Source organism: Streptomyces sp. NPDC045968 (assembly GCF_056430475.1).
Genome location: NZ_JBWKLF010000003.1, coordinates 313682 through 337195, shown reverse-complemented (window position 1 = coordinate 337195; position 23514 = coordinate 313682). Strand labels below are relative to the sequence as shown.

Sequence of the window (23514 nt, the reverse complement as noted above, 5' to 3'; positions counted from 1 at the left end):
TTCCCCGGCTACCGCTGGTCCTCGGAGGGATGAACAACTACCCCTCCCCCTCCTCCCCCCCGCAGGAGCCACGGGCGGCCCCGGTCCGGGGGACCCCACCGGCCCGGTCCCGCGGGCCGTTCAGGGGGCCGGCCCGCGTCCCGTCGGGGGTGGCGGGAGCCCGCGCTCCGCTCAGGGAGCCGGCGCTCAGAAGTCGTCGGCGCCGTTGCGGAGTTCAGGGGTCCAGTAGCCGGTCGCCCAGACGGCCGGGTCGACGGCGATGCCACCGGCGCCGGGTGCCTTCACGGTGGCCATGCCGTCGCCGCCCTCCAGCCACACGGCGAAGGCGGTCACCGGCTCGTTCTCCTCGTCGACGCCACCGTCGGACAGCTTCACGACGGCGTACGCGGGGGCGCCGGCCGTCAGGACGACCGGGGCGGCCGGCTTGCTCTTGGCGACAGCGGGCACGTCCTCCTTGTGGCTCTCCAGGAACTGGACCTTGGGGAAGCCCTTGATCGTGCAGCTGTGGCCGGAGGTGTTCTTCGCCGTCAGGACGATGTGCGTGTAGGGCGGGCCGTCCTGGCGGGCGGCGCTGATGGCGACGTCCTTGGTGGTGCAGGTCGGCGCGGCTGCGGCGGCGTCACCGGTGGACTGGTCGGCGGTGTCGGTGCCGGAGCCGGTGCTCTGCGCGGGGGTCGTTTCCTTCGCGGTGCCGGCGTTCTTGGCGGTGCCGGTGTCCTGCGAGGAGCCTTCGGCCGCGGCGGCCGGTGCGGAGCTGCTGTCGGCCGGGCCGGCGGACTTCGTTCCGGTGTCCTCGCCGTTGCAGGCGGTGAGGGCGAGGGCGAGTGCGGCCGTGGTCGCGGCGGCGAGCAGGGCGGAGCGGTGACGGGACGTACGCATGAGAGTTCCCCCGGGTCGGGTGGTGTGGTGTCCGACGCGTCCGGTGGTTCGGTCCGACGGTCGACGGTCTGAGTGGTGCAGCGGTCCCGAGCGGCCCCGCTTGCTGCGGTGAGACGCCCCTGACCTGCTGACATCCATGAGTCTGCCGTCCGGCGGTGACGTTTCGCTGTCGTGCCGCTAACGTCCCGCCGATGTCTGCCGGGGAACCTCGCGCACGCCCCCGTCGACCCGCGGCATCACCCGTCGTCGGAGAGCCTGCGTACCGCCTGCTCGTACCGCCTGCCGTGGTCCGGGTCCGCCGTGACCTGCCACAACGCCCCGAGGGCCCGTACCGCACCCTCGCTGAAGCCGGTGTCTTCCGCCTCCCGGGCGGCCCGGTCCAGCAGCCGGATGCCGTCGCTCTTCGCGCCCAGCGCCAGATGGGCCTCGCCGCAGACGGTCGTGAGCAGCACCCGGCGGGCCGCCTCCTCGTGCTCGGGACCGAGATCGAGGGCGGCACGGGCGGAGTCGAGGGCCTCCTGCGGCCGGTCCGCGGCGAGCTGCATCCGGGCGAGGTGTTGCAGGCCGAGCATCTCGGTGTGCGCGTCGGGCTCCTCGCGGGCCAGCTCGATGGCGCGCGCGCACCCCTCCAGTGCCAGGTCGAGATCGCCCTGCTCGGCCTGCACGATGGCCAGGTTGATCAGCGCGGTCGCTTCGCCGAGCCGGTCGTCCGCCTGCCGGGCGAGACCCGGGGAGCGCTCCAGCAGGGCGACGGCCTCGGCGGTCCTGCCCTCCTCGGTCAGGACCCAGCCCAGCAGCGTGGTCACCCGTGACTCGGCGTACGGATCGCCGAGGGCGCGCGCGGCGGCGAGGGCCGTCTCCAGCATCGGGGTCCAGTTGTCCCGTACCCGCCACACCACCTGGGGCCACTGGAGCAGGATGATCCGCCAGGACCGGTCGTCGAGACCTGCGGTACGGGCGGCGGCGGCCGCCAGGGTCAGGTCCTCACGTTCGCCGGCCAGCCAGTTCATCGCCTCCGCCCGGTCGGCGAAGTCGCGTACGGCGGTGGGGCGGTGGAAGTCGTCCGGCAGGACGAAGCAGGACTCGCCGCCGGGTTCGGCCGTGTCGGCGGCGGCGAGCGCGGTCGCGATGTAGTGGTCGAGGACGCCGGTGAGGGCTTCGCGTCCCGACGCCGGGTCCAGACCTCGGGCGTACAGGCGCACGAGGTCGTGCAGGACCCAGCGGCCGGGCGACGTCTCGGTGACGAGATGGGCGGCGCCGAGACGTTCCAGCGCCGTCGCCGCGGTGACCGGGTCGCTCCCGGCGAGCGCGGCGGCCGTGTACGGGTCGAAGTGACCGCCGGGGTGGTGGCCGAGGCGGGCGAAGTGGTGGACGGCCTCGGGGGGCAGTTGCTGCACGGTCAGGCGCAGCGCCGCGGAGACGCCGGTGTCCTCGCCTTCGAGGTAGGTCAGCCGGCTCTGCTCGTCGGCCAGTTCGGCGGCCGTGCCGGCCAGGGTGCGCTGGGGGCGGCCGGACAGCCGGGCCGCCGTGACCCGCAGGGCGAGCGGCAGCCCGCCGCAGAGCTCGGCGAGGCGACGGGCCGCGACCGGTTCGGCGAGCACCCGCTCCTCGCCGAGTACGCCGGCCAGCAGGGCCACGCCGTCCTGCGGATCGAGGATGTCGAGCGGGACGGGCCGGGCCGCGTCCGAGGCGATGATGCCTTCGAGCCGGTGGCGGCTGGTGACCACGGTGACGCAGTCGGTGCCGCCCGGCAGCAGCGGCCTGAGCTGGGCGGAGTCACGGGCGTTGTCGAGTACGACGAGCAGACTGCGCCGGGCGGTCATGGACCGGAAGAGCGCGGCGGCGGCCGGGACGGATTCGGGGACGCGGCGCGGTGCGACGCCGAGCGCGAGGAGGAATTCGCGCAGGATCTCCAGCGGTTCCGGTTCCCCGGTGTCGCTGAAGCCGCGCAGATCGGCGAAGAGCCGTCCGTCGGGGAAGGCCGCGATGTTGCGGTGCGCCCACTGGAGGGCGAGCGCCGTCTTGCCGATGCCCGTCGGCCCGGTGACCAGGCAGATGGGGGACTCGCCCGCCGCTGCCCGGGAGAGCGAGGCCAGCTCCGGGAGCCGCCCGTGGAAGCCGCGGGGTGCGCGGGGCAGCAGGTCGGCCGTGTGGGGCTCGATGCCGGGGTGCGCCGGGACGAGGGCGCGCGCCGGGGTGAGGGGGGCCGGTACGTCGACGGCGATGGCCGCCGGGCGGAGCCGGGCCGGGCCGGGGGCGTCGTCGGCGTGCCGTGCGGCCTCCGGATCACCGCGCAGGATCAGCGCGTACGCGTCGGCGAGTTCCCGTCCCGGGTCGACGCCCAGCTCGTCGGCGAGCAGCCGCCGGGTGCGGTGGAACCAGTCCAGGGCCTCCGACTGCCGTCCCGACCGGTACAGGGCCGTCATCAGCGCCGCCGCCAGGGACTCCCGCATCGGGTGTGCCACGGCCTCCGCCCGCAGCACCGCGGCGGCCCGGTTGTGCTCCCCCAGGCGGGCGTAGGCACCGGCCAGCTGCTCGACGGTGGCCAGCCGTGACTCCTCCAGCGAGTGCGCGGCGGCCTGGAGCGGCGGGCCGGCGAACACCCCCGTGAGCGGCGGGCCCTGCCAGAGCGCGAGGGCTTCCTTGAGCATCAGCACGGTGTCGGTGGCGCTGCGCTGTTCCCGGGCCAGCATGAGCAGTTCCTCGAACCGCTGCGAGTCGAGCAGCGATTCCGGAACCCGCAGCAGATAGGCGTCACCGAGCGTGGTCAGTTCCACCTCGTACGCCTCGGCGTCGGCCCCCATCAGGAGGGCGCGCAGCCGGGACACATGGCCCTGGATGACGGTACGGGCGTGCAGCGGGGGTTCGTCGTCCCACAGCGCGTCCGTCAACTGGGAGATCGACACAGGCGTGTTGGCGCGCAGCAGCAGGGCGGCGAGCAGGCTGCGGCGTTTGGCGGGCCCCAGGGGGAGGGGACCCGAGAGGGTGTCGATGGAGACGGTGCCGAGCAGCCGGAACTCCACGAGTGCCTCTCAGTGCGGGACGGACGCACCCGGGTCGGGGCGCGCGTACGCCCAAGAATATCGGGGCGCCGGAGCGTCCTGATGCCAGGTCGTCCCAGGTGGGACCGGCCGCCCCGCAAGGGCCTCACGGGTAGCGGCGCTCGTCCTCCGACACGACGGCGGTGGGCGGTACGACCATGCGGCGGCGACGCGCGATGCTCGCGTAGGCGAAGACGCCGATGAGGCCGACGATCATCATGATCCAGCCGACCAGGTCGACGTTGACGGTATCCATTTTCCAGTCGGTGGCGAAGGCGAGAATTGCCCCCGCACCGATGAGGATGATGCACCCTCCGAGTCCCATGGGTCTGCCTCCTCGATGGCCCGGAGGTTCCGGACCGGTGTACGGGTCGCGTACCCGCCCCGGCAACGACCATGCGCCGGGCGGCAGTCGGGAAGAAGCAGGGCACCCCCGGCCGCTGGGGCCGGGGGTGCCCGGTGGTCACACCGCCGCGGTCTGCCCGGTGATCGGGCAGGTGCCGGCTGCCGCCGCCCCGAAGGCGGCGGTCCTGGCGGTCGGTGCGGTTCCGCCGATCTGCTGGAGGATTTCGTCCGAGAGGAGGTCCTCCTCGCCCTTGAGGGCGTCGGCGACCTTGAGGTCGGTGTTGAAGACCATCTCGGCGGCGACGTTGTCCTGGACGATGCGTGCCAGGTTGTCCAGGGCCACGAAGATCGGGTCCGAGGGGGTCTCCACGGTCGGCAGGTCGATCAGGTGGGTGTCCACCTTCACCTGGTTCATGGTGCGACGGATGATGATGGACGCCTGGTTCAGCTCAGCCGTGGTCCAGATCGACAGCACCGTGACGTACAGGTCGCTCCACGCCTTTTCGCCGATCAGCGTGCGCCACCGCTTCATCAGTCCTTCGAGGCCGTTGATCTGGGCGGTGGCGGCGAAGGTCATGTTGACGCGGATGGACGGGTAGACGGTCGCGGCGAACCGGTTGAAGGACACCATGTCGAACGTCTGGTTCTTGACGGAGGTGTCGATGAAGGTGATGGCCTCCCGCAGGATCTTTTCGCAGGACGCTTCCAGGTCGAGCGGGAGGTTCGCGGTGCCCAGCTTGGTGAGCGCCGTGTTCAGCGTGGTCCGGTAGGCGTTCAGCGGGGTGATCCAGCCCTTGTCGCCAGGGGCCTTGAAGACGATCATGTCCAGGTCGTGCGGGTCGATGCGCTCCGCGTTGGCGATGTTGGGGACCTGGTCGCTGAGGTAGGGGGCGATCACCGAGTAGACGCCCAGGGGGATGTGGGCGATGGACTTGGCCAGTTCGAAGTACTCCGGAACCGGGTCGACCGTCTCGATCTGCCGGCCGTCGTTGATGAGGGTGAAGCGTCCGCCGGTGGCGTTGTTCTGGACGACGATGACCGGGCTGAGCTGCTTGATCAGCTCCGTCTTCAGGGACGCGTAGTTCGCGCGCATCCCGGTGTTGACGCTGCGTATCGCGTCCCGTGCCGACTTCTCGTCGGTCGCGGTGATTCCCGCGGCCGGTGCGGCCGTCGCGCTGGTGGCCGACTGTGTTGCGGTGAGTAGCGTGGCCGCCCCTACGGCCGATGCGGTACCCAAGAATCCTCTACGTGTTGCCATGCCCCGTCTTTCCTGGTGAGAGTGGTGCTTCCTTTGCTGTGTGGGGGGAGTTCAGGGGTGGGGGGATTCTGGGGGGAGTGGAGAAACTCAGGGGTGGGGGGAGAGAAGTTCCGCGAGGGGGACGCGGTGGAGCCGCGAAGCCCTGGAGGGAGTGCCTAGCTCAGGGACTTCTGCGACGGAACCACGACTCCGTAGAGGTCCTGGACCGTGGCGAGGGCGGCCTCGTGGACCTGCTGCGCGGGGATGCCGTTCGGCTTGCCGTTCAGCGGCAGCGGCCGGGTCGCGGAGGCGTCCGCGACGACGGTCGGCTTGTTGCCGTTGAGGAACGCGCCCTGGGTGGTGAACAGGGTGCACATGTTCGTCATGAACCCGGCGATGATGACGTTCTCGTTCCCGGCCTTCTTGACCTTCTCGGCGAGATCGGTGCCGTGGAAGCCGTTGGGAACGCTCTTCTCGACGACGGGCTCACCCTTGGCCGGCTTGAGCGCCGGGATGATCGCGCCTGCCTCCGACTTCAGGTCGTAGCCCTTGTCGACGATGTGGATGACGGGTGTGCCCGCCGCACGGGCCCGCTTCAGCAGCGCTTCGGCGTTGTTGACGGCCGGCTTCCATCCGTCGAGTTCCATCACACCCTCGGTGTAGGTGTTCTGGTAGTCGACGAGGATGAGCGTCGCGTCGGCGAGCGTGGCCGGGGTCTCGTCGAACTTGTTGAGCTCCCGCAGCGTCGTCGTGTCCTTCGCGACGTTCTTCTCGGCGGCGGGTGCTGACGGCTTGTCCTCGCGCGGTGCGGCCTCGGAACTAGTGCCGCACGCGGTGGCGGTGGCCGCCAGAACGGTGGCGGCACCCAGCGCGACGACGGAACGCAGCAGCTTCATCAGGAGATCTCCTTCTGTGACGGAACGACGACCCCGTACAGGTCGGCAATGGTGGCGAGGGCGCTGTAGTGCACCTGGCAGGCGTCCAGTTCGGTGCCGGCGACCGGCAGCGCGCGGGTGGCACTGGCATCGGCCACGACGGTGGGCTTGTTGCCGCGCAGGAAGGCGCCCTGAGCGGTGAACGCCACGCACATGTGCGTCATGAACCCGGCGATGACGAGGTCGTTCCTGCCCGCCGCGTCGACGTGCTGGTCCAGGTCGGTACCGACGAAGGCGTTCGGGGCCTGCTTGACGACGACGGGCTCGCCGTCGGCCGGCGCGACGCTCGGGTGGATCTGGCCGATCTCGGCGCGGATGTCGTACGGGGTGCCTTCGCCGCCGTCGTTGATGACGTGGATGACCTTCGCGCCCTCCCGGCGGGCCCGGGCCAGCAGGTCGGCGGCGGCGTCGAGCGCGGCCTGCCAGCCGTCCAGCTCCATCACGCCGGTCGTGTACGTGTTCTGGTAGTCGATGAGGACCAGCGTCGAATCCGCGAGCTTCGCGGGGGTGTCGTCGAAGCCGTTGAGCTGGCGCAGGGTTGTCCGAGGCATGGGGGTACCGCCTGAGGGTGTGGTGTCGGGGAGGGCGGCCCGCCGGTGCGGCGGGCTGCACTCAAGACGCTATGGCCCACCCCTGCGTGTCGGCAATGTCATCTAGCATGCAGATACCGACATCGCAGATACCGACACCGCGGCTACCGACACCGCAGTTGACGACCCCGGGGGCCTCGTGAGCACCGTCGAACGACTGATCGTCATCGTCCTCTTCGGAGGCGTCGACCTGCTCGACGTCACCGGACCACCGGAGGTGTTCTCCCTCGCGCGACGCGAGACGGACGAAGCGGCGGGGTACGACGTGGTCCTCGCCGCCGAGACGATGGACCCGGTCACCACGGCCGCCGGGGTCCGCATCCTCCCCGACATCACCTTCGACGAGCTCTCCACGAGGAGCATCGACACCCTCCTCGTGCCCGGCGCGGTGGAGGTCGACAGCCACGGCCGCGTGCACCCGCTCACCGACCCCGCTGTGGTCCGCCGGGTGGAACAGCTGGCCGGGCGGACCCGAAGGGTCACCTCCGTCTGCGTCGGAGCGCACATCCTCGCCGCGGCCGGACTCCTCGACGGCAAGCGCGCCACCACTCACTGGTCGACCGCGCAACAGCTCGCCGCCGACCATCCCATGGTCGAGGTCGACGCCGATCCGATCTTCATCCGCCAGGGGGACGTGTGGACCGGCGCGGGGATCAGCGCCTGCCTCGATCTGTCGCTCGCCCTCATCGCCGACGATCTCGGCGAGGCCATCGCGCTGCGGGTCGCCCGTCAGCTCGTGATGTACCTGAAGCGGCCAAGTGGCCAGAGCCAGTTCAGTGTTCCGCTGGAACAGGTCTCCACGACCCGGCGCATCGAGGACCTCCGCCACTACATCATGCGCAACATCAGCGAACCGCTCACCGTCGCGGACCTCGCGGCCTGCGGCCACATCAGCGACCGGCAGCTCACCCGGATCTTCAAGAGCGAGCTCGGCACGACCCCGCATGCCTACATCGAGTCGGTCCGTGTCGAGATGGCGCGCAACCAGCTCGAATCCACCGACGCCACCCTCGAACGCGTCGCGTCCGCCTGCGGGTTCGGCACCATCGACACCCTGGTCAGGGCCTTCCGCCGCAGGCTCGACACGACACCCACGGAGTACCGGCGCCGGTTCCGGACCAGCCCGGCATGACGGCGCCCCCCTGCCGTCCCGTCGGCAGGGGGGCCACCGGCGGTGTCAGCCCGCCAGGAACGCCGTGAGCGCGTTCGCCAGCAGATACGGGTCGTCGGCGCCGCACAGTTCACGGGCGCTGTGCATCGACAGGATCGCGACACCGACGTCGACGGTCTGGATGCCGTGACGGGCCGCCGTGATCGGTCCGATCGTCGTGCCGCACGGCATCGCGTTGTTGGAGACGAAGGTCTGCCACGGCACGCCGGCCTTCTCGCACGCCGCCGCGAACACGGCCCGGCCGCTGCCGTCGGTCGCGTACCGCATGTTGACGTTGACCTTGAGGATCGGTCCGCCGTTGGCCACCGGGTGGTGCGTCGGGTCGTGGCGCTCCGCGTAGTTGGGGTGCACCGCGTGCCCCGTGTCGGAGGAGAGGCAGACGGTGCCGGCGAAGGCGCGGGCACGGTCTTCGAGGGTGCCGCCGCGGGCGAACACCGAGCGCTCCAGGACGGTGCCGAGCAGCGGGCCGTCGGCGCCGGTGTCGGACTGCGAGCCGTTCTCCTCGTGGTCGAAGGCGGCGAGCACCGGGATGTACGGAATCTCGTCGTCCGGCTGACCGGCGACGGCGGCGAGCGCGGCGGTCGCCGCGTGCACCGAGAGGAGGTTGTCCATCCGGGGGCCGGCCAGCAGCTCACGGTCGCGGCCCAGGTAGGACGGCGGCTCGATGGCGTGCGGCATGAGGTCCCAGCCGGTCACGTCCCCGGCGTCGACGCCCGCCTCCTCGGCGACGAAGCGGATCAGGTCGCCCTCCTCGACGTCGCCCAGTCCCCAGATCGGCTGCATGTGCTTCTGCCGGTCGAGCTTGAGGCCGTCGGTGTTGGCCGACCGGTCCAGGTGGACGGCCAGCTGCGGTACGCGCAGGAGTGCCCGGTCGATGTTGACCAGCCGGTGCGTGCCGTCCCGCAGCGAGATCCGGCCTGCGAGGCCCAGGTCCCGGTCGAGCCAGGTGTTCAGGAGCGTGCCGCCGTAGATCTCGACGGCGACCTGGCGCCAGCCGTACGAACCGGTGTCGGGCAGCGGCTTCACCCGGAGGTTCGGCGAGTCGGTGTGCGCCCCGGCGATCCGGAACGGGGTGTGCGCCTCGGCGCCCTCCGGCACGTACCAGGCGATGATCGCCCCGCCCCGCAGAACGTACTTCCCGCCGGTGGTGGCGTCCCAGGCCGCGGTTTCCTCGACCTGCCGGAAACCGGCCTTCTCCAGCCGCGCCGCGGCGGAAGCCACCGCGTGGTAGGGGGAGGGGCTGGCCATCAGGAAGGCCATCAGGTCGTCGGTGTGCCCGCGGTCGAAGCGGAGGGGAGAACTCATGTTCTTCACTGTAACGACGGTGGGCCGGGACACTTCACGGTTGCCCCGGGGTGGCACATGCCGGACGCGCGGAGAAGGGTGTTACGCCCGGTTCCTTCCGCCGGGAGGCCGCCGGGTCAGAGCTTCGCGGACGGTTCGTCGCCGTTCTGGGCCTGCTGCGCGCGCTCGGAGAACAGCGCCGCGAGGTCCTTGGTGAGCTCCTTGTCGGGTGCTTCCTCGCTCATCGCGTCCGACCCCAAGAACAGCACCGTGGTGCCGACCCGTATCTGGCCGGTGACTCCGAGGCTGCCGCCGTACAGCCTCCTCAGCCGTGCGTCACGCTGCGCGCCGACCTGTCCGAGGTCGGCCTTCTCCTTGCCGGCGTTACGCGTGGTGTTCTTCCACTGGACGCCGTACGCGGCCTCGGCGGCCTTCTCGTTCTTGTACGCGATCATCCAGAACAGGGCCTTGGTCTTCTTCTTCTCGTTCATGAAGGAGACCGTCCCCATGAACGCGGACTCCTCGCACCCCTTGTTGCCCTTGTTCGCGCAGAGGCTGCTCCGCATGAGGTCGTTCATCGGGGAGGTGGACGGCTTCTCGGTGCGTTCCCAGCCCGGCATCGCGTCCTCGTCCGGCAGCACCGAGGCGACCTGTGCCTCGTCCAGGGCGGCCACCTCGTCCTCGGTGTCCCCGCCGCAGCCCGCGAGCAGCAGCAGAGCCGCCGCTGCCACCACCGCCCCACGCGCCGCCCGGTGTATGCCAGTTGCCCGCATCGAACTCACGATCACATCTCCTTCTCGCGCCGGACGCCGATCATAGAGAAGGCCCGCCCCGGGGAGGGGCGGGCCTGATCCGGACGGAAGGCTTAGAACGCGGCCTCGTCCAGCTCCATCAGCGAGTTGTCGACGGTCTCCGCGAGCGCGCGCTCGGCGCCCACGCCCGGCAGGATGTTCGCGGCGAAGAACTTCGCGGCGGCGATCTTGCCCTGGTAGAAGGCGCGGTCCTTCGCGGAAGCGGTCGGCAGCTTCTCGGCGGCCACGGCCGCGCCCTTGAGCAGCAGGTAACCGACGACGACGTCGCCGGAGGCCATCAGCAGGCGGGTGGTGTTGAGGCCCACCTTGTAGATGTTCTTGACGTCCTCGCCGGTCGCGGTGAGGTCGGTGATCATCGTGCCGACGATCGCCTCCAGGTCCACGGCCGCCTTGGCGAGCGAGTCGACCGAGGCGCTGAGCTCCTCGTTGCCCTGGTGCTCGGCGAGGAACTTCTTGATCTCCTCGGAGAGCGTGTTCAGGGAAGCACCCTGGTCGCGGACGATCTTCCGGAAGAAGAAGTCCTGGCCCTGGATCGCCGTCGTGCCCTCGTACAGGGTGTCGATCTTGGCGTCGCGGATGTACTGCTCGACCGGGTACTCCTGGAGGTAACCGGAGCCACCGAAGGTCTGGAGCGACTGCGCGAGCTGCTCGTACGACTTCTCGGAGCCGTAGCCCTTCACGATCGGGAGCAGCAGGTCGTTGAGGCCGTGCAGCGCCTTCGCGTCCTCGCCCGCGGCCTCCGTCTCCTGGATCGCGTCCTGGACGGAGGCGGTGTACAGCACGAGGGAGCGCATGCCCTCCGCGTACGCCTTCTGCGTCATGAGCGAGCGGCGCACGTCGGGGTGGTGCGTGATGGTGACCTTGGGGGCCGTCTTGTCCATGAACTGCGACAGGTCGGTGCCCTGGACGCGCTCCTTGGCGTACTCCAGCGCGTTCAGGTAACCCGTCGACAGGGTGGCGATGGCCTTCGTGCCGACCATCATGCGGGCGAACTCGATGATGCGGAACATCTGGCGGATGCCGTCGTGCTTGTCACCGACCAGCCAGCCCTTGGCGGGGTGCTGGTCGCCGAACGTCATCTCGCACGTGTTGGACGCCTTGAGGCCCATCTTGTGCTCGACGTTCGTCGCGTACACGCCGTTGCGCTCGCCCAGCTCGCCGGTGGTCCAGTCGAAGTGGAACTTCGGGACCATGTAGAGCGACAGGCCCTTGGTGCCGGGGCCCGCGCCCTCGGGGCGCGCCAGCACGTAGTGGAGGATGTTCTCGGACATGTCGTGCTCGCCCGAGGTGATGAAGCGCTTCACACCCTCGATGTGCCAGGAGCCGTCCTCCTGCTCGACGGCCTTCGTGCGGCCGGCGCCGACGTCCGAACCCGCGTCGGGCTCGGTCAGCACCATCGTCGAGCCCCACTGCTTCTCGACGGCGATCTCCGCGATCTTCTTCTGCGCCTCGTTGCCCTCGTCGAAGAGGATGCCGGCGAAGGCCGGGCCGGAGGAGTACATCCAGACGGCCGGGTTCGAGCCGAGCAGCAGCTCCGCGTAGCCCCAGATCAGGGAGCGCGGCGAGGTGGTGCCGCCGATCTCCTCGGGCAGGCCCAGGCGCCAGTACTCGGAGTCCATGAACGCCTGGTACGACTTCTTGAAGGAGGCCGGGACCGGAGCGGTGTTGGTCTCCGGGTCGAAGACCGGCGGGTTGCGGTCGGCGTCCGCGAAGGAGTCGGCGAGCTCGTTCTCCGCGAGGCGGTTGACCTCGTCGAGGATGGTCTTCGCGGTGTCGACGTCCATCTCGGCGAACGCGCCGGTGCCGTACACCTTGTCGCGCCCGAGGACCTCGAAGAGGTTGAACTCGATGTCGCGGAGATTCGACTTGTAGTGCCCCATGGGAAGGCTCCGTAATCAATAGCAGTGGCGCGCAGCGCCCCGGGGAGGGGTGAGGGTCGGGCGACGAGCTGGCGTGGGTATAACAGCTGACCTCTACGATGATGCTACCCGTCAGTAATAAGACGCAACCCCTCAAGGGGTTGATGTGTCCGATTACTCTTTGCGGCATGTACGGCTATGACCAGACCCCGGGCGCGCAGCAGCAGATGGGTGGCGGCTACGGCGAGCAGCCGCTGTATCCCGAACCCTCGCCGCCGTCCCTGGCGGACGCGGTCCGGGCCTTCACCACGGGCTCCCTGTCGGCGGAGGACTTCCAGCAGATCTTCGCGACCTCGAAGGTCTACTGCCCGCGCGGTGACAACCCGGGTTTCCTGGCCCTCCACAACACCCAGCAGCCGGTGATCCCCATGTTCACCACGCTCAAGGAGCTGCGGCTGTACGCGGGCAAGGAGTCCAAGTACTTCGTGATCACCGGGGCCGAGGTGATCGACCTGCTGCCCACCGGGTACGGCTTCGTCCTCGACATGGAGGGCGATCACCGCATGGTCTTCGACGCCAAGGCCGTGGAGCAGATGGTCGACTTCGCGATGCGTCGCATGTATGGCTGATTCCCGCCTGTCCTGAAGGGCTCGTACCGATGCGGTGCGGGCCCTTTCCGCTGTCCGGGCACGGGCGGGAATGCGTCCGCCCTTGCAGGATGTTCACCATTCAACTAAATTGGAATCAGGACAATCCCGGAGGTGGCTTCCCATGCCCGCAGTGACCGTCGAAAACCCGCTGAGCCTGCCCAAGGTCGCGGCCCAGGGCGACGCGGTGGCCCGCCCCGTGCTCGCTGTCACGACCGCGCCCACCGGGTTCGAGGGGGAGGGCTTCCCGGTGCGCCGCGCGTTCGCGGGCATCAGCTACAAGCACCTCGACCCGTTCATCATGATGGACCAGATGGGTGAGGTGGAGTACGCGGCCGGTGAGCCGAAGGGAACTCCCTGGCACCCGCACCGCGGCTTCGAGACCGTGACCTATCTGATCGACGGAACCTTCGTCCACCAGGACAGCAACGGGGGCGGCGGCACCATCGAGAACGGCGACACCCAGTGGATGACGGCAGGCTCCGGGCTGCTGCACATCGAGGCGCCGCCGGAGTCCCTCGTCATGTCCGGCGGCCTCTTCCACGGCCTCCAGCTCTGGGTGAACCTTCCCAAGGCCGACAAGATGATGGCCCCCCGCTACCAGGACATCCGCGGCGGTCAGGTCCAGCTCCTCGCCTCCCCGGACGGCGGCGCGCTGCTCCGCGTCATCGCCGGTGAGCTCGACGGGCACGAGGGCCCCGGGATCACCCACACCCCGATCACGATGATCCACGCCACCGTCCGCCCCGGCGCCGAGGTGACCCTGCCGTGGCGCGAGGACTTCAACGCACTCGCGTACGTGCTGGCCGGGCGCGGTACGGCCGGTGCGGAGCGGAGGCCCGTCCACCAGGGGCAGACGGCCGTTCTCGGCAGCGGTTCCTCGCTGACCTTCCGCGCGGACGAGGTCCAGGACGGCAACACCCCCGACCTGGAGATCGTCCTGCTCGGCGGCCGTCCGATCCGTGAGCCGATGGCGCACTACGGGCCGTTCGTGATGAACAGTCAGGCCGAGCTGAAGCAGGCGTTCGAAGACTTCCAGGCCGGTCGTCTCGGCACGGTTCCGGCGGTCCACGGAATGTGACGCCCTGCCCGCCCACGGACGGCGGGTGACGGGCCGTCACCCGTACGCCCGCGCGGGCGGGCCACCGCGCCCGCACCGTGGTCGGGTGGGAGAGTGCCTACCCAGAAGCCTCTCCTGCCCGACGGTGCGCGCCGGACAGCCGCCTGGTGCGGCGTCATGCTCCTCGTCGCCGGTGTCGCCGCGGTGGCCATCTGGCTGTGCATCGTGTTCAAGACGGCGGTCACGCCGGTCCTGCTCGCACTGCTCGGTACGGCGCTGCTCGGCCCCGTCCACCGCTGGCTGACCGCCCGCGGGGTGAACAGGTCCCTGGCCGCCGGACTGACCTGCGCCGCGCTCGTCGCCGTGGCCGGCGGTGCCGGGTACATCGTCGTCACCGCGCTCATCGACACCGGCGGCCAGATCGTGGACTCGCTCAAGGACGCCGGCCAGTGGGTCATCGACCACTTCGGCGTCGAGGACGGCGCGAACGTGGACGACCTCGCCGACAACGCCAAGAAACTCTTCGAGAAGTTCGGCGCCAGCGCGGCCGGCGGTCTGCTCAGCGGTATCAGTCTGCTCGGCTCCTTCGTGGCGACCGGCGTGCTGGCCCTGCTGCTCACCTTCTTCTTCCTGCGCGACTCCGACCGGGCCGCGCATCTCGCCCACACCATCGCCCCGCGCGGCACCGGCGACCTGGTGGAGGCCATGGGGCGGCGGGCCTTCGAGGCCGTCGAGGGCTTCATGCGGGGCACCACGTTCATCGCGCTGATCGACGCCCTGTGCATCACCGTGGGCCTGCTGATCCTGGACGTCCCGGGGGCGGTGGGCCTGGGGGCGCTGGTCTTCGTGGGGGCCTACATCCCGTATCTCGGGGCTTTCGTCTCCGGCGCGGTGGCCGTCCTGGTCGCGCTCGCCGACCGGGGGATCGTCATCGCGCTCTGGGCCCTCGGGGTGGTGCTGGCGGTGCAGGTGCTGGAGGGCCACGTTCTCCAGCCGGTGATCCAGAGCCGTACGGTCCAGATGCACCCCGCCATGATCATGATCGCCCTGACCGCGGGTGCCGGCGTCGCGGGTGTCCTGGGCATGCTGCTCGCGGTGCCGTTGTGCGCGGCGGCGTTCGGTGTCCTGGGACAGCTGCGGAAGGACTACGGCGCTCCGGAGTCCGATGGTGGCCCGCCATCGGTCCCGTCCGGGGACGGTGGCCCGCCCGGCGAAGCCGGCTCGTCCCGGGCCTGAGGGGCCGGAGCGACCACGCCCGTGGTCACGGATCCGCCCGCTCCTGCGTCTCCAGCAGATCGAACCAGATCGACTTCCCCTCGCCCCGCGGGTCCACGCCCCACGTGTCGGCCAGCATCTCCATCAGGACGAGGCCCCGCCCGCTGGACGCCATCTCCCCGGGCCGGCGCTTGTGCGGAAGCTCGTCGCTGCCGTCGGCGACCTGCACGCGCAGCCGCCGTTCACCGCGCTCCCCGCTCACCTCCGCGACCATCAGCGCGTCGCCGTCCGTGTGGACGAGCACGTTGGTGGCCATCTCGGAGAGCATCAGCACCGCCGAGTCGATCTGCTCAGGGTCGGCCCAGTCGTGCAGCAGCTCGCGCAGCTGCTGCCGCGCCGCCGCGATCCGTTCGGGTTCGGCCTGGGCGATGGTCATGGCGGTGCGGCGCGGGGGCGCCTGCCGGGTCGTGGTGCCCTCGCGGCGGAGCACCAGGAGGGCGATGTCGTCCTCGCGCCGGTCCGCCAGTGGCCCGGTCGTGTAGTGGGACGTCGGGCCGTGCACGGCCTGTACGAGGGCGTCGGCGAGCTTCTCCAGGTCCTCGGCAGGCTCCTCCAGGACCGGCCGGAGCCGGTTCCAGCCGGTCGCCATGTCGTGCCCGCCGGTCTCGATGAGCCCGTCCGTGCAGAGCATGATCGTCTCGCCCGGTTCCAGGACGACCCTCGTCGTCGGATAGTCCGAGTCGGCCTCGATCCCCAGCGGCAGCCCGCCCGCGGTCTGCCGGATCACCGCGGTGCCGTCGACGCTGATCACCACCGGGTCCGGGTGGCCCGCCCGGGCGATGTCCAGGGTGCCGGTCTCCGGATCGGCCTCCGCGTACAGACAGGTCGCGAAGCGCGGCGCGGCACGCTCGTCGCCGCCCCCCTGCTCCTCGGTGAGGCCGGCGAGGAAGCGCGAGGCCCGGGAGAGCACCGCGTCGGGGCGGTGCCCCTCGGAGGCGTAGGCGCGCAGGGCGATCCGGAGCTGGCCCATGAGCCCGGCGGCCCGGACGTCGTGGCCCTGGACGTCGCCGATGACGAGCGCGATACGGCCGCTGGGAAGCGGGATCATGTCGTACCAGTCGCCGCCGACCTGGAGGCCGCCGCCGGTCGGGATGTAGCGCGCCGCCACCGACATCCCGGGGATGTCCGGTCCGAGGGTCGGCATCATCGAGCGCTGGAGGCCCAGCGACAGCTCGCGTTCGGTCTCGGCGGCCCCCGCGCGGTCCAGGGCCTGGGCGAGCATCCGGGCGACCGTCGTCAGCACGGCACGCTCGTCCGGCGAGAAGGACACGGGATGCCGGAACCCGGCCATCCAGGCGCCCATCGTGTGGCCCGAGGCGACCAGCGGCAGGAAGGCCCAGGAGCGGCGCCCGAAGCGGCGGGCGAGCGGCCAGGTGGCGGAGAAGCGCCGACGGTACTCGTCCGGCGACGGCAGATAGATCGCCCGCCCCGTCCGTACGACCTCGGCGGCCGGATAGTCGGTGTCCAGCGGCATGTCGGCGAAGGGGTCCTCGTCGCCCACGTTGTGGCCGTGGTGCCCGATGATCGTCAGCCGCTCGCCCGCGACGCCGAAGACCGCGAGGCCGTCCGGCGAGAACCCCGGCATGGAGAGTGACGCGGCGACCCGCAGGACCTCCTCGGTCGACCCGGCCTCCGCCAGCGCCCGGCCCGCGTCCAGCAGGAACGCCTCACGGGAGCGGCGCCAGTCCCCGGTGATGGCCGTGTGGGCGGCGGTGGAGTCCGGCTGCGGCTCGGCGACCTCCTGGAGCGTGCCCATCAGTACATAGCTCTCGGGGCCTCCCCCGGGGCGCATGACCGGCCTCGACCGGCTGCGGACGATTCGGAGCACCAGACCCCGCTCGTCCACGATCCGCAGCCTGGCCTCGGCCAGGGTGCCCTCCGCGACAGCGAGATTCACGACCCCGTAGATCTCGTTCCAGTCGACCGGGTGGAACCGGGAGCGCACCAGGGACTCCCTGTAGTCGCCGGGCTCGGCGGGCAGGCCGAGAAGCCGGGCCGCCTCCGCGTCGAGCGTGACCGTCCCGGCTTCGTTGTCCCAGCGCCACAGACCGGTCGCGATCGCGGCCAGGACTTCCTCGGTGCGCATTGCCCCACTTTATGAAGATGTGAGCGCAGGTCGCCACCGAGGGAACGGGGCGCTGGACAGCAGCAATGCTGCGGTGCGCGTACGGGCGGTAGCCTGGGGAGGCTCAATCCACCCCGAATCGCTAAGACTGGATGAACGACGATGCATCGGTACAGGTCCCACACCTGCGGCGAGCTCCGCGCCTCTGACGTCGGCACCGACGTCCGGCTGAGCGGCTGGCTGCACAATCGCCGAGACCTGGGTGGCATCCTCTTCATCGATCTGCGCGACCACTACGGTCTGGTGCAGCTCGTCGCCCGCCCCGGCACCCCCGGGAACGACGCCCTGTCGAAGCTGACGAAGGAGACCGTCGTCCGCATCGACGGCAAGGTCTCCGCGCGCGGTGCCGACAACGTCAACCCGGAGCTCCCGACCGGTGACATCGAGATCGAGGTCACCGAGGTGGAGGTCCTGGGCGAGGCCGCCCCGCTGCCCTTCACGATCAACGCCGAGGACGGGGTCAACGAGGAGCGGCGCCTGGAGTACCGCTTCCTCGACCTGCGCCGCGAGCGCATGCACCGCAACATCATGCTGCGCTCGTCCGTCATCGCTTCCATCCGCTCCAAGATGGTGGCCCTCGGCTTCAACGAGATGGCGACCCCGATCCTCGCCGCGACGTCCCCCGAGGGCGCCCGCGACTTCGTGGTCCCCTCCCGGCTGAACCCGGGCAAGTTCTACGCGCTGCCGCAGGCCCCGCAGCAGTTCAAGCAGCTGCTGATGATCTCCGGCTTCGACCGTTACTTCCAGATCGCGCCGTGCTTCCGCGACGAGGACGCCCGTGCGGACCGTTCGCCCGGCGAGTTCTACCAGCTCGACGTCGAGATGTCCTTCGTCGAGCAGGAGGACGTCTTCCAGCCGATCGAGAAGCTCATGACCGAGCTCTTCGAGGAGTACGGCAACGGCCGCCACGTCACCTCGCCGTTCCCGCGCATCCCGTTCCGCGAGTCGATGCTGAAGTACGGCAACGACAAGCCGGACCTGCGGGCCCAGCTGGAGCTCGTCGACATCTCCGACATCTTCGCGGACTCGGAGTTCAAGGCGTTCGCCGGCAAGCACGTCCGCGCGCTGCCGGTCCCGGACACCGCGGGCCAGTCCCGGAAGTTCTTCGACGGCCTCGGCGCGTACGCGGTCGAGCACGGCGCCAAGGGCCTCGCCTGGGTGCGCGTGGGCGAGGACGGCACGCTGGCGGGTCCGATCGCCAAGTTCCTCACCGAAGCGGACATCAAGACGCTCACCGAGCGGCTCTCCCTCGTTCCCGGCCACGCCGTCTTCTTCGGCGCGGGCGAGTTCGACGAGGTCTCCAAGATCATGTCCGTCGTCCGCGTCGAGGCCGCCAAGCGTTCCGGCCACTTCGAGGAGGGCGTCTTCCGCTTCTGCTGGATCGTCGACTTCCCGATGTACGAGAAGGACGAGGAGACCGGGAAGATCGACTTCTCCCACAACCCGTTCTCCATGCCCCAGGGCGGCATGAAGGACCTGGAGGAGAAGGACCCGCTGGACATCCTGGCGTGGCAGTACGACATCGTCTGCAACGGTATCGAGCTGTCCTCCGGCGCCATCCGTAACCACGAGCCCGACGTCATGATCAAGGCGTTCGAGATCGCCGGCTACGAGGCCGAGACCGTCGAGCGCGAGTTCGCGGGCATGCTGCGCGCGTTCCGCCTCGGCGCCCCGCCGCACGGTGGCATCGCCCCGGGCGTCGACCGCATCGTGATGCTGCTCGCCGACGAGCCCAACATCCGCGAGACGATCGCCTTCCCGCTCAACGGCAACGCCCAGGACCTGATGATGGGCGCACCGTCCGAGCTGGACGAGTCCCGTCTGCGCGAGCTGAACATCCAGCTCCGCAAGCCGGTCGCCTCGGCGAAGGACAAGACGGAGAAGTAGCCCGTCGTTTCACGTGAAACAGCCCCCGGTCGTCAGGCCGGGGGCTCTTTCACGTGCGGAACGGGTGTCTGACCCGGCAGGGGTATGACGTGTACGGCCGGATGGCGTGGCTGAGAGCGCGTCAGGGGCGGGCCCGGCGAAGAATGCCACCTGAGACTGCGTCAGCCGACCCACTCAGGAGCCCTCGCCGTGTCCGCTTCCCGCCGTCCGTACGTCCTCCTCACCACCCTCCTCGCCGTACTCCTCCTCCCCCTCGCCGCCTGTACCACGGAAGCGGCCGCACCCCCCGACGCCCGCGGTGCGCCGGGCCCCCAGTCCATGCCCACGGCCGGGCGCACCAAGGCGCCCAGGCCCCCCGCGGAGATCCCGGCGCTCGGCCCGGGGACCCGGGCCGCGATCCCCGCCACCGCGCGGCAGGCGGTCGTGGTCACCGGCGATGCCCGCGACTCCAACCAGTCCACCGTCGTCCTCTACGCCCGCGACGACCCCGCCAAGGGCTGGCGGGCGGAGGCGGGCCCCTGGCCCGCGCACAACGGTATGGAGGGCTGGACGGACTTCCATGTGGCGGGCGACCTCAAGTCGCCGGTCGGAATCTTCACCCTCTCCGACGCGGGCGGGCGGCTCCCCGACCCGGGGACCCGGCTCCCTTACGACGAGCATCCGCGGTTCGCGACGAGCGGTGAGGGGTTCTTCGGAGAGTCGCTCGAAGGGTCCTTCGACTACGTCGTCGCCATCGACTACAACCGCACCCCCGGTGTCACCCCCCTCGACCGGGAGCGTCCGCTCGGCGAGGACCGGGGCGGCGGCATCTGGCTCCATGTGGACCACGGCGGCCCGACCCAGGGCTGCGTCTCGCTTCCCGAGGCCCGGATGAAGGACCTTCTGCGTGCCCTCGACCCCGCTAGGAACCCGGTGGTCGTGATGGGGGACGGGGAGACGCTGCGGCGGTGAGACGCCGGACGGCAGACGAGAGGGCCGGGACCGCGTCACGCGGTCCCGGCCCTCTGTCGTCGTCGGGAGACGGCTACGCCGGCTTCTCCTCCAGGCGCGGGAAGAGCACCGCACCCTTCGTCACCGTCGCACCCGCGCTCAGCCGGCCCCAGGTGCCCGCGTCCTGCACCCGCTGGTCCGCCAGCGCGCCCAGGGACTCCTCGGCGCCCAGGGACTCCCACAGCTTCTGCGAGGTCTCCGGCATCACCGGGTTCAGCAGCACGGCCACACCGCGCAGCGCGTCGGCGGCGGTGTACAGGATCGTCGCGAGGCGGGCCTGACCCTCGGGCGACGTGTCCTTGGCGACCTTCCAGGGCTCCTGCTCCGTGATGTACCCGTTGACCTGCTTCACGAAGTCGAAGATCGCCAGGATGCCGGCCTGGAAGTCGAGGTCGTCACCGATCTTCCGGTCGGCGGTGGCGACGGCCTTCGCCAGGCCCTCCTGCACCGCCTGCTCGGCGTCACCGGCGGCCGTGGCCTCCGGGAGCGCCCCGCCGAAGTACTTGCCGACCATGGCGGCGAGGCGCGAGGCCAGGTTGCCGTAGTCGTTGGCGAGCTCGGAGGTGTAGCGGGCGGCGAAGTCCTCCCAGGAGAACGAGCCGTCGTTGCCGTACGCGATCGCACGCAGGAAGTACCAGCGGTACGCGTCCACGCCGAAGTGCGAGGTCAGGTCCTGCGGCTTGATGCCGGTCAGGTTCGACTTGGACATCTTCTCGCCGCCGACCATCAGCCAGCCGTTGGCGACGACCTTGCCGGGCAGCGGCAGCCCCTGCGCCATCAGCATCGCGGGCCAGATCACCGAGTGGAAGCGCAGGATGTCCTTGCCGATGAGGTGCACGTCGGCGGGGAAGGTGGCCTCGAACTTCTCCTGGTTGGCGCCGTAGCCGACCGCCGTCGCGTAGTTGAGCAGCGCGTCGACCCACACGTAGATCACGTGCTTCTCGTCCCACGGCACCGGGACGCCCCAGTCGAAGGTCGAGCGCGAGATCGACAGGTCCTGGAGGCCCTGCTTGACGAAGTTCAGCACCTCGTTGCGGGCGGACTCGGGCTGGATGAAGCCGGGGTTGGCCGCGTAGAACTCCAGCAGCTTGGGACCGTACTCACTCAGCTTGAAGAAGTAGTTCTCCTCCTTGAGGAGCTCCACCGGCTTCTTGTGCACGGGGCACAGCTTGGTGCCGTCCTCGGCCTCGATGAGGTCGCCGGGGAGCTTGTACTCCTCGCAGCCCACGCAGTACGGGCCTTCGTACCCGCCCTTGTAGATCTGGTCCTTGTCGTACAGGTCCTGCACGAACTCCTGCACACGGTCGGTGTGCCGCTTCTCCGTCGTACGGATGAAGTCGTCGTTCGTGATGTTCAGGTGCTCCCAGAGGGGCTTCCACGCCTCCTCGACGAGCTTGTCGCACCAAGCCTGCGGGGTGACGTTGTTCGCTTCCGCCGTGCGCATGATCTTCTGACCGTGCTCGTCCGTGCCGGTGAGGAACCACACCTTCTCGCCGCGCTGACGGTGCCAGCGCGTGAGCACGTCGCCTGCGACGGTCGTGTAGGCGTGGCCCAGGTGAGGAGCGTCGTTGACGTAGTAAATGGGGGTCGATACGTAGAAGGCCTTCACGCCTTCGCTCGATCCCTGCTTCTCGGTTCCAGTGGCCGCCATGGTCGAAATCCTAACGGCCCTCGGCAGAACCACTTGCACGGATAAGTGCTCACGGGGGGTGGCGGAACGGCGACGGCGGTGCCCGGCCACTGGGGCGGGCACCGCCGTGACGGTGATGGCGCAGGTGGAGCGGGTGCGGATCAGCTGCCGGCGACGTCCTCGCGCGCGGCGGTCCAGGCGGGGAGCGCGGACAGGATCTCCCGGTAGAACGTGGCGTCCGGGACCTCGCGCGGCGCCGGGCCCGCGTGGAAGAACGCGGCGTTCTCGACGTCGAGCCTGCGCAGGAAGTCGAAGCCCTTGGCGTCCTCGTCACCGAAGGCGACGAACTGGAAGAACAGCGGCAGCCGCGCCGCCTCGGCCAGGGCCTGCCTGGCGGCCTGCTTGGCGTCCGGCGGGCCGTCCGTCTGGAAGATCACGAGGGCGGGGCCAGTGGCCTTCGACGTCTCGTAGTGGGCGACGACCTCCTCGACGGCCCGGTGGTAGTTGGTACGTCCCAGGCGGCCGAGCCCCGCGTGCAGCTCGTCGATCCGGCCCTCGTGGGCGGTGAGGTCGACCGTGCCGGTGCCGTCGATGTCGGTCGAGAAGAAGACGACGGGCACGGTGGCGTTCTCGTCCAGGTGCGCGGCGAGGGCCAGGGTGCGGTCGCCCAGGTGCTGGGCGCTGCCGTCCTTGTAGAACGGGCGCATGGACCCGGACCGGTCGAGCACCAGGTACACGGTGGCGCGGAGGCCGGTCAGCCCGTGCGCCTTGAGCCCGGCCTGCGCGGCCTTGTACGAGTCGACGAGCTGGGGCGCGCGGGCCTTGACCCGGGCGAGGGCTACGGCGGGCTTGGCCGCGACGGGCTCGGGCTGGGGCGTGGCCGCCGCAGGCTCGGCGACGGGCTCGGCGACGGGCTCGGGGGCGGACTCTGCGACGGGCTCGGCGACGGGCTCGGGGGCGGACTCTGCGACGGGCTCGGCCACCGGCTCGGGGGCGGACTCTGCGACGGGCTCGGCCACCGGCTCGGCGGCTGCCTCAGGGGTCGGCTCGGCGGCCGGTTCCGGGGCGGGTTCCGCCTCGGCGGCCGGGGCCGCGGTGGGCTCCGGTTCCGGGTCCAGGTCGATGCTGATCGGTTCCGGAGCCGGGGCCGGAGCCGGCTCCGCCTGGGCCTCGGGCTCGCTCGCGGCGGCGGCCGGCTCGGCCGCCACCTCGGGCGCGGCTTCCGCTTCGGCGGCCGGCTCGGGGGTTGCCTCTGGGGCCGGCTCGGCGGCCGGCTTCTCGTCGGGCGCCGAGCCCTGGGCCGGGACCGTGGGGGCGGACGACGAGGTGGCGGCCGCCTTGTCGAAGGCAGCCGCCACCAGGTCCGAGGCCAGTCCGCTCTCCCGCTCGGCGGACCGGGCGGGCGGTGTGGTCGCCGAGGAGGAGGCGGAGGGAGAGGTCGTGGGGGAGGTGGAGGGAGAGGAGGAGGCCGGGGCGGGCACCGACGCCTTCACGGCCGGTGCGGGCTCGGCCGCCGAAGTCGTCTCCGGCTCCGGCTCCGTGGGCTGGGTGCGCTCGGCCTGGGGCGGGACGGTGGCCGTGGCCGACTCGTCCTGCTCCGTGCGGCCGAACACCTTGCGCAGCAAGCTCCGAATGCCCATGGGCCAAGCCTTTCGCATGAGTTGGGTGCGGTATATGTCCGCCCTGCGGAAATTGATCCCTGGCCAGGGCGGATACGTAAGGTTAGCGGCCAGATCCGGCCGTTCGG

General features: G+C 70.5%; 18 protein-coding genes. 6 read left to right on the top strand and 12 right to left on the bottom strand.

All coding sequences use genetic code 11. From position 1 onward, the window contains the following. Window positions 1-186: 186 nt before the first annotated feature. The 6 genes from AC07FA_RS10985 to AC07FA_RS10960 form a co-directional block, all read right to left on the bottom strand. Window positions 187-879 carry a DUF4232 domain-containing protein gene (locus AC07FA_RS10985; protein ID WP_479074659.1) on the bottom strand — a complete coding sequence of 231 codons (693 nt, stop codon included), beginning with the start codon at window positions 877-879 and terminating at the stop codon, window positions 187-189. Window positions 880-1115: 236 nt separating this feature from the next. After that, complete coding sequence (locus tag AC07FA_RS10980) at window positions 1116-3902, bottom strand: AfsR/SARP family transcriptional regulator (protein WP_479074657.1); 2787 nt, start codon at window positions 3900-3902, stop codon at window positions 1116-1118. A gap of 124 nt (window positions 3903-4026) precedes the next feature. Continuing rightward, complete coding sequence (locus tag AC07FA_RS10975) at window positions 4027-4245, bottom strand: DUF6458 family protein (protein WP_479074656.1); 219 nt, start codon at window positions 4243-4245, stop codon at window positions 4027-4029. A gap of 138 nt (window positions 4246-4383) precedes the next feature. Further along, the gene (locus AC07FA_RS10970; protein ID WP_479074655.1) at window positions 4384-5502 is read right to left on the bottom strand and encodes a hypothetical protein; all 1119 of its coding nucleotides are present in this window, start codon (window positions 5500-5502) and stop codon (window positions 4384-4386) included. A gap of 176 nt (window positions 5503-5678) precedes the next feature. Then, complete coding sequence (locus AC07FA_RS10965) at window positions 5679-6398, bottom strand: cysteine hydrolase family protein (protein ID WP_479074654.1); 720 nt, start codon at window positions 6396-6398, stop codon at window positions 5679-5681. After that, window positions 6398-6988 carry a cysteine hydrolase family protein gene (locus AC07FA_RS10960; RefSeq protein ID WP_479074652.1) on the bottom strand — a complete coding sequence of 197 codons (591 nt, stop codon included), beginning with the start codon at window positions 6986-6988 and terminating at the stop codon, window positions 6398-6400. Before AC07FA_RS10960 ends, AC07FA_RS10965 begins: the two co-directional genes overlap by 1 nt. A gap of 178 nt (window positions 6989-7166) precedes the next feature. Between AC07FA_RS10960 and AC07FA_RS10955 the strand changes: the two genes are divergently transcribed. Then, on the top strand, window positions 7167-8159 hold the full coding sequence (locus tag AC07FA_RS10955) for a GlxA family transcriptional regulator (protein ID WP_479074651.1): 993 nt from the start codon (window positions 7167-7169) through the stop codon (window positions 8157-8159). A 45-nt stretch (window positions 8160-8204) separates the two neighbouring features. Here AC07FA_RS10955 and AC07FA_RS10950 read toward each other — a convergent pair whose 3' ends face one another. The 3 genes from AC07FA_RS10950 to AC07FA_RS10940 form a co-directional block, all read right to left on the bottom strand. After that, window positions 8205-9503 (bottom strand): M18 family aminopeptidase, encoded by a 1299-nt coding sequence (locus tag AC07FA_RS10950; protein ID WP_479074650.1) that lies wholly within the window; start codon window positions 9501-9503, stop codon window positions 8205-8207. A 116-nt stretch (window positions 9504-9619) separates the two neighbouring features. Further along, window positions 9620-10264 carry a hypothetical protein gene (locus AC07FA_RS10945; protein WP_479074648.1) on the bottom strand — a complete coding sequence of 215 codons (645 nt, stop codon included), beginning with the start codon at window positions 10262-10264 and terminating at the stop codon, window positions 9620-9622. A gap of 83 nt (window positions 10265-10347) precedes the next feature. Further along, window positions 10348-12174: an acyl-CoA dehydrogenase gene (locus AC07FA_RS10940; protein WP_479074647.1), complete on the bottom strand. Its 1827-nt coding sequence runs from the start codon at window positions 12172-12174 to the stop codon at window positions 10348-10350. Window positions 12175-12341: 167 nt separating this feature from the next. Between AC07FA_RS10940 and AC07FA_RS10935 the strand changes: the two genes are divergently transcribed. From AC07FA_RS10935 to AC07FA_RS10925, 3 genes are all read left to right on the top strand, one after another. Then, complete coding sequence (locus AC07FA_RS10935; RefSeq protein ID WP_382726114.1) at window positions 12342-12782, top strand: SseB family protein; 441 nt, start codon at window positions 12342-12344, stop codon at window positions 12780-12782. A gap of 142 nt (window positions 12783-12924) precedes the next feature. Then, on the top strand, window positions 12925-13881 hold the full coding sequence (locus tag AC07FA_RS10930; protein ID WP_479074646.1) for a pirin family protein: 957 nt from the start codon (window positions 12925-12927) through the stop codon (window positions 13879-13881). Window positions 13882-13974: 93 nt separating this feature from the next. Next, entirely contained in the window at window positions 13975-15096 is a 1122-nt protein-coding gene (locus tag AC07FA_RS10925) for an AI-2E family transporter (protein ID WP_479074644.1), read from the top strand. 25 nt (window positions 15097-15121) lie between these two features. Here AC07FA_RS10925 and AC07FA_RS10920 read toward each other — a convergent pair whose 3' ends face one another. Then, complete coding sequence (locus tag AC07FA_RS10920) at window positions 15122-17221, bottom strand: ATP-binding SpoIIE family protein phosphatase (protein WP_479074643.1); 2100 nt, start codon at window positions 17219-17221, stop codon at window positions 15122-15124. Between the two features lie 141 nt (window positions 17222-17362). On the opposite strand from AC07FA_RS10920, the gene aspS reads away from it, so the two are divergent. Both aspS and AC07FA_RS10910 read left to right on the top strand, forming a co-directional pair. After that, window positions 17363-19147, top strand: coding sequence for an aspartate--tRNA ligase (gene aspS, locus AC07FA_RS10915; protein WP_479074641.1), 1785 nt, complete (start codon window positions 17363-17365; stop codon window positions 19145-19147). A 189-nt stretch (window positions 19148-19336) separates the two neighbouring features. Beyond that, window positions 19337-20098 (top strand): L,D-transpeptidase family protein, encoded by a 762-nt coding sequence (locus AC07FA_RS10910; protein ID WP_479074640.1) that lies wholly within the window; start codon window positions 19337-19339, stop codon window positions 20096-20098. A 73-nt stretch (window positions 20099-20171) separates the two neighbouring features. On the opposite strand, the gene metG is transcribed toward AC07FA_RS10910, so the two are convergent. Together metG and AC07FA_RS10900 are read right to left on the bottom strand one after the other, a co-directional pair. Beyond that, entirely contained in the window at window positions 20172-21788 is a 1617-nt protein-coding gene (gene metG / locus AC07FA_RS10905; RefSeq protein ID WP_479074639.1) for a methionine--tRNA ligase, read from the bottom strand. 140 nt (window positions 21789-21928) lie between these two features. After that, window positions 21929-23407, bottom strand: coding sequence for a VWA domain-containing protein (locus AC07FA_RS10900; protein WP_479074637.1), 1479 nt, complete (start codon window positions 23405-23407; stop codon window positions 21929-21931). Window positions 23408-23514 lie beyond the last annotated feature (107 nt).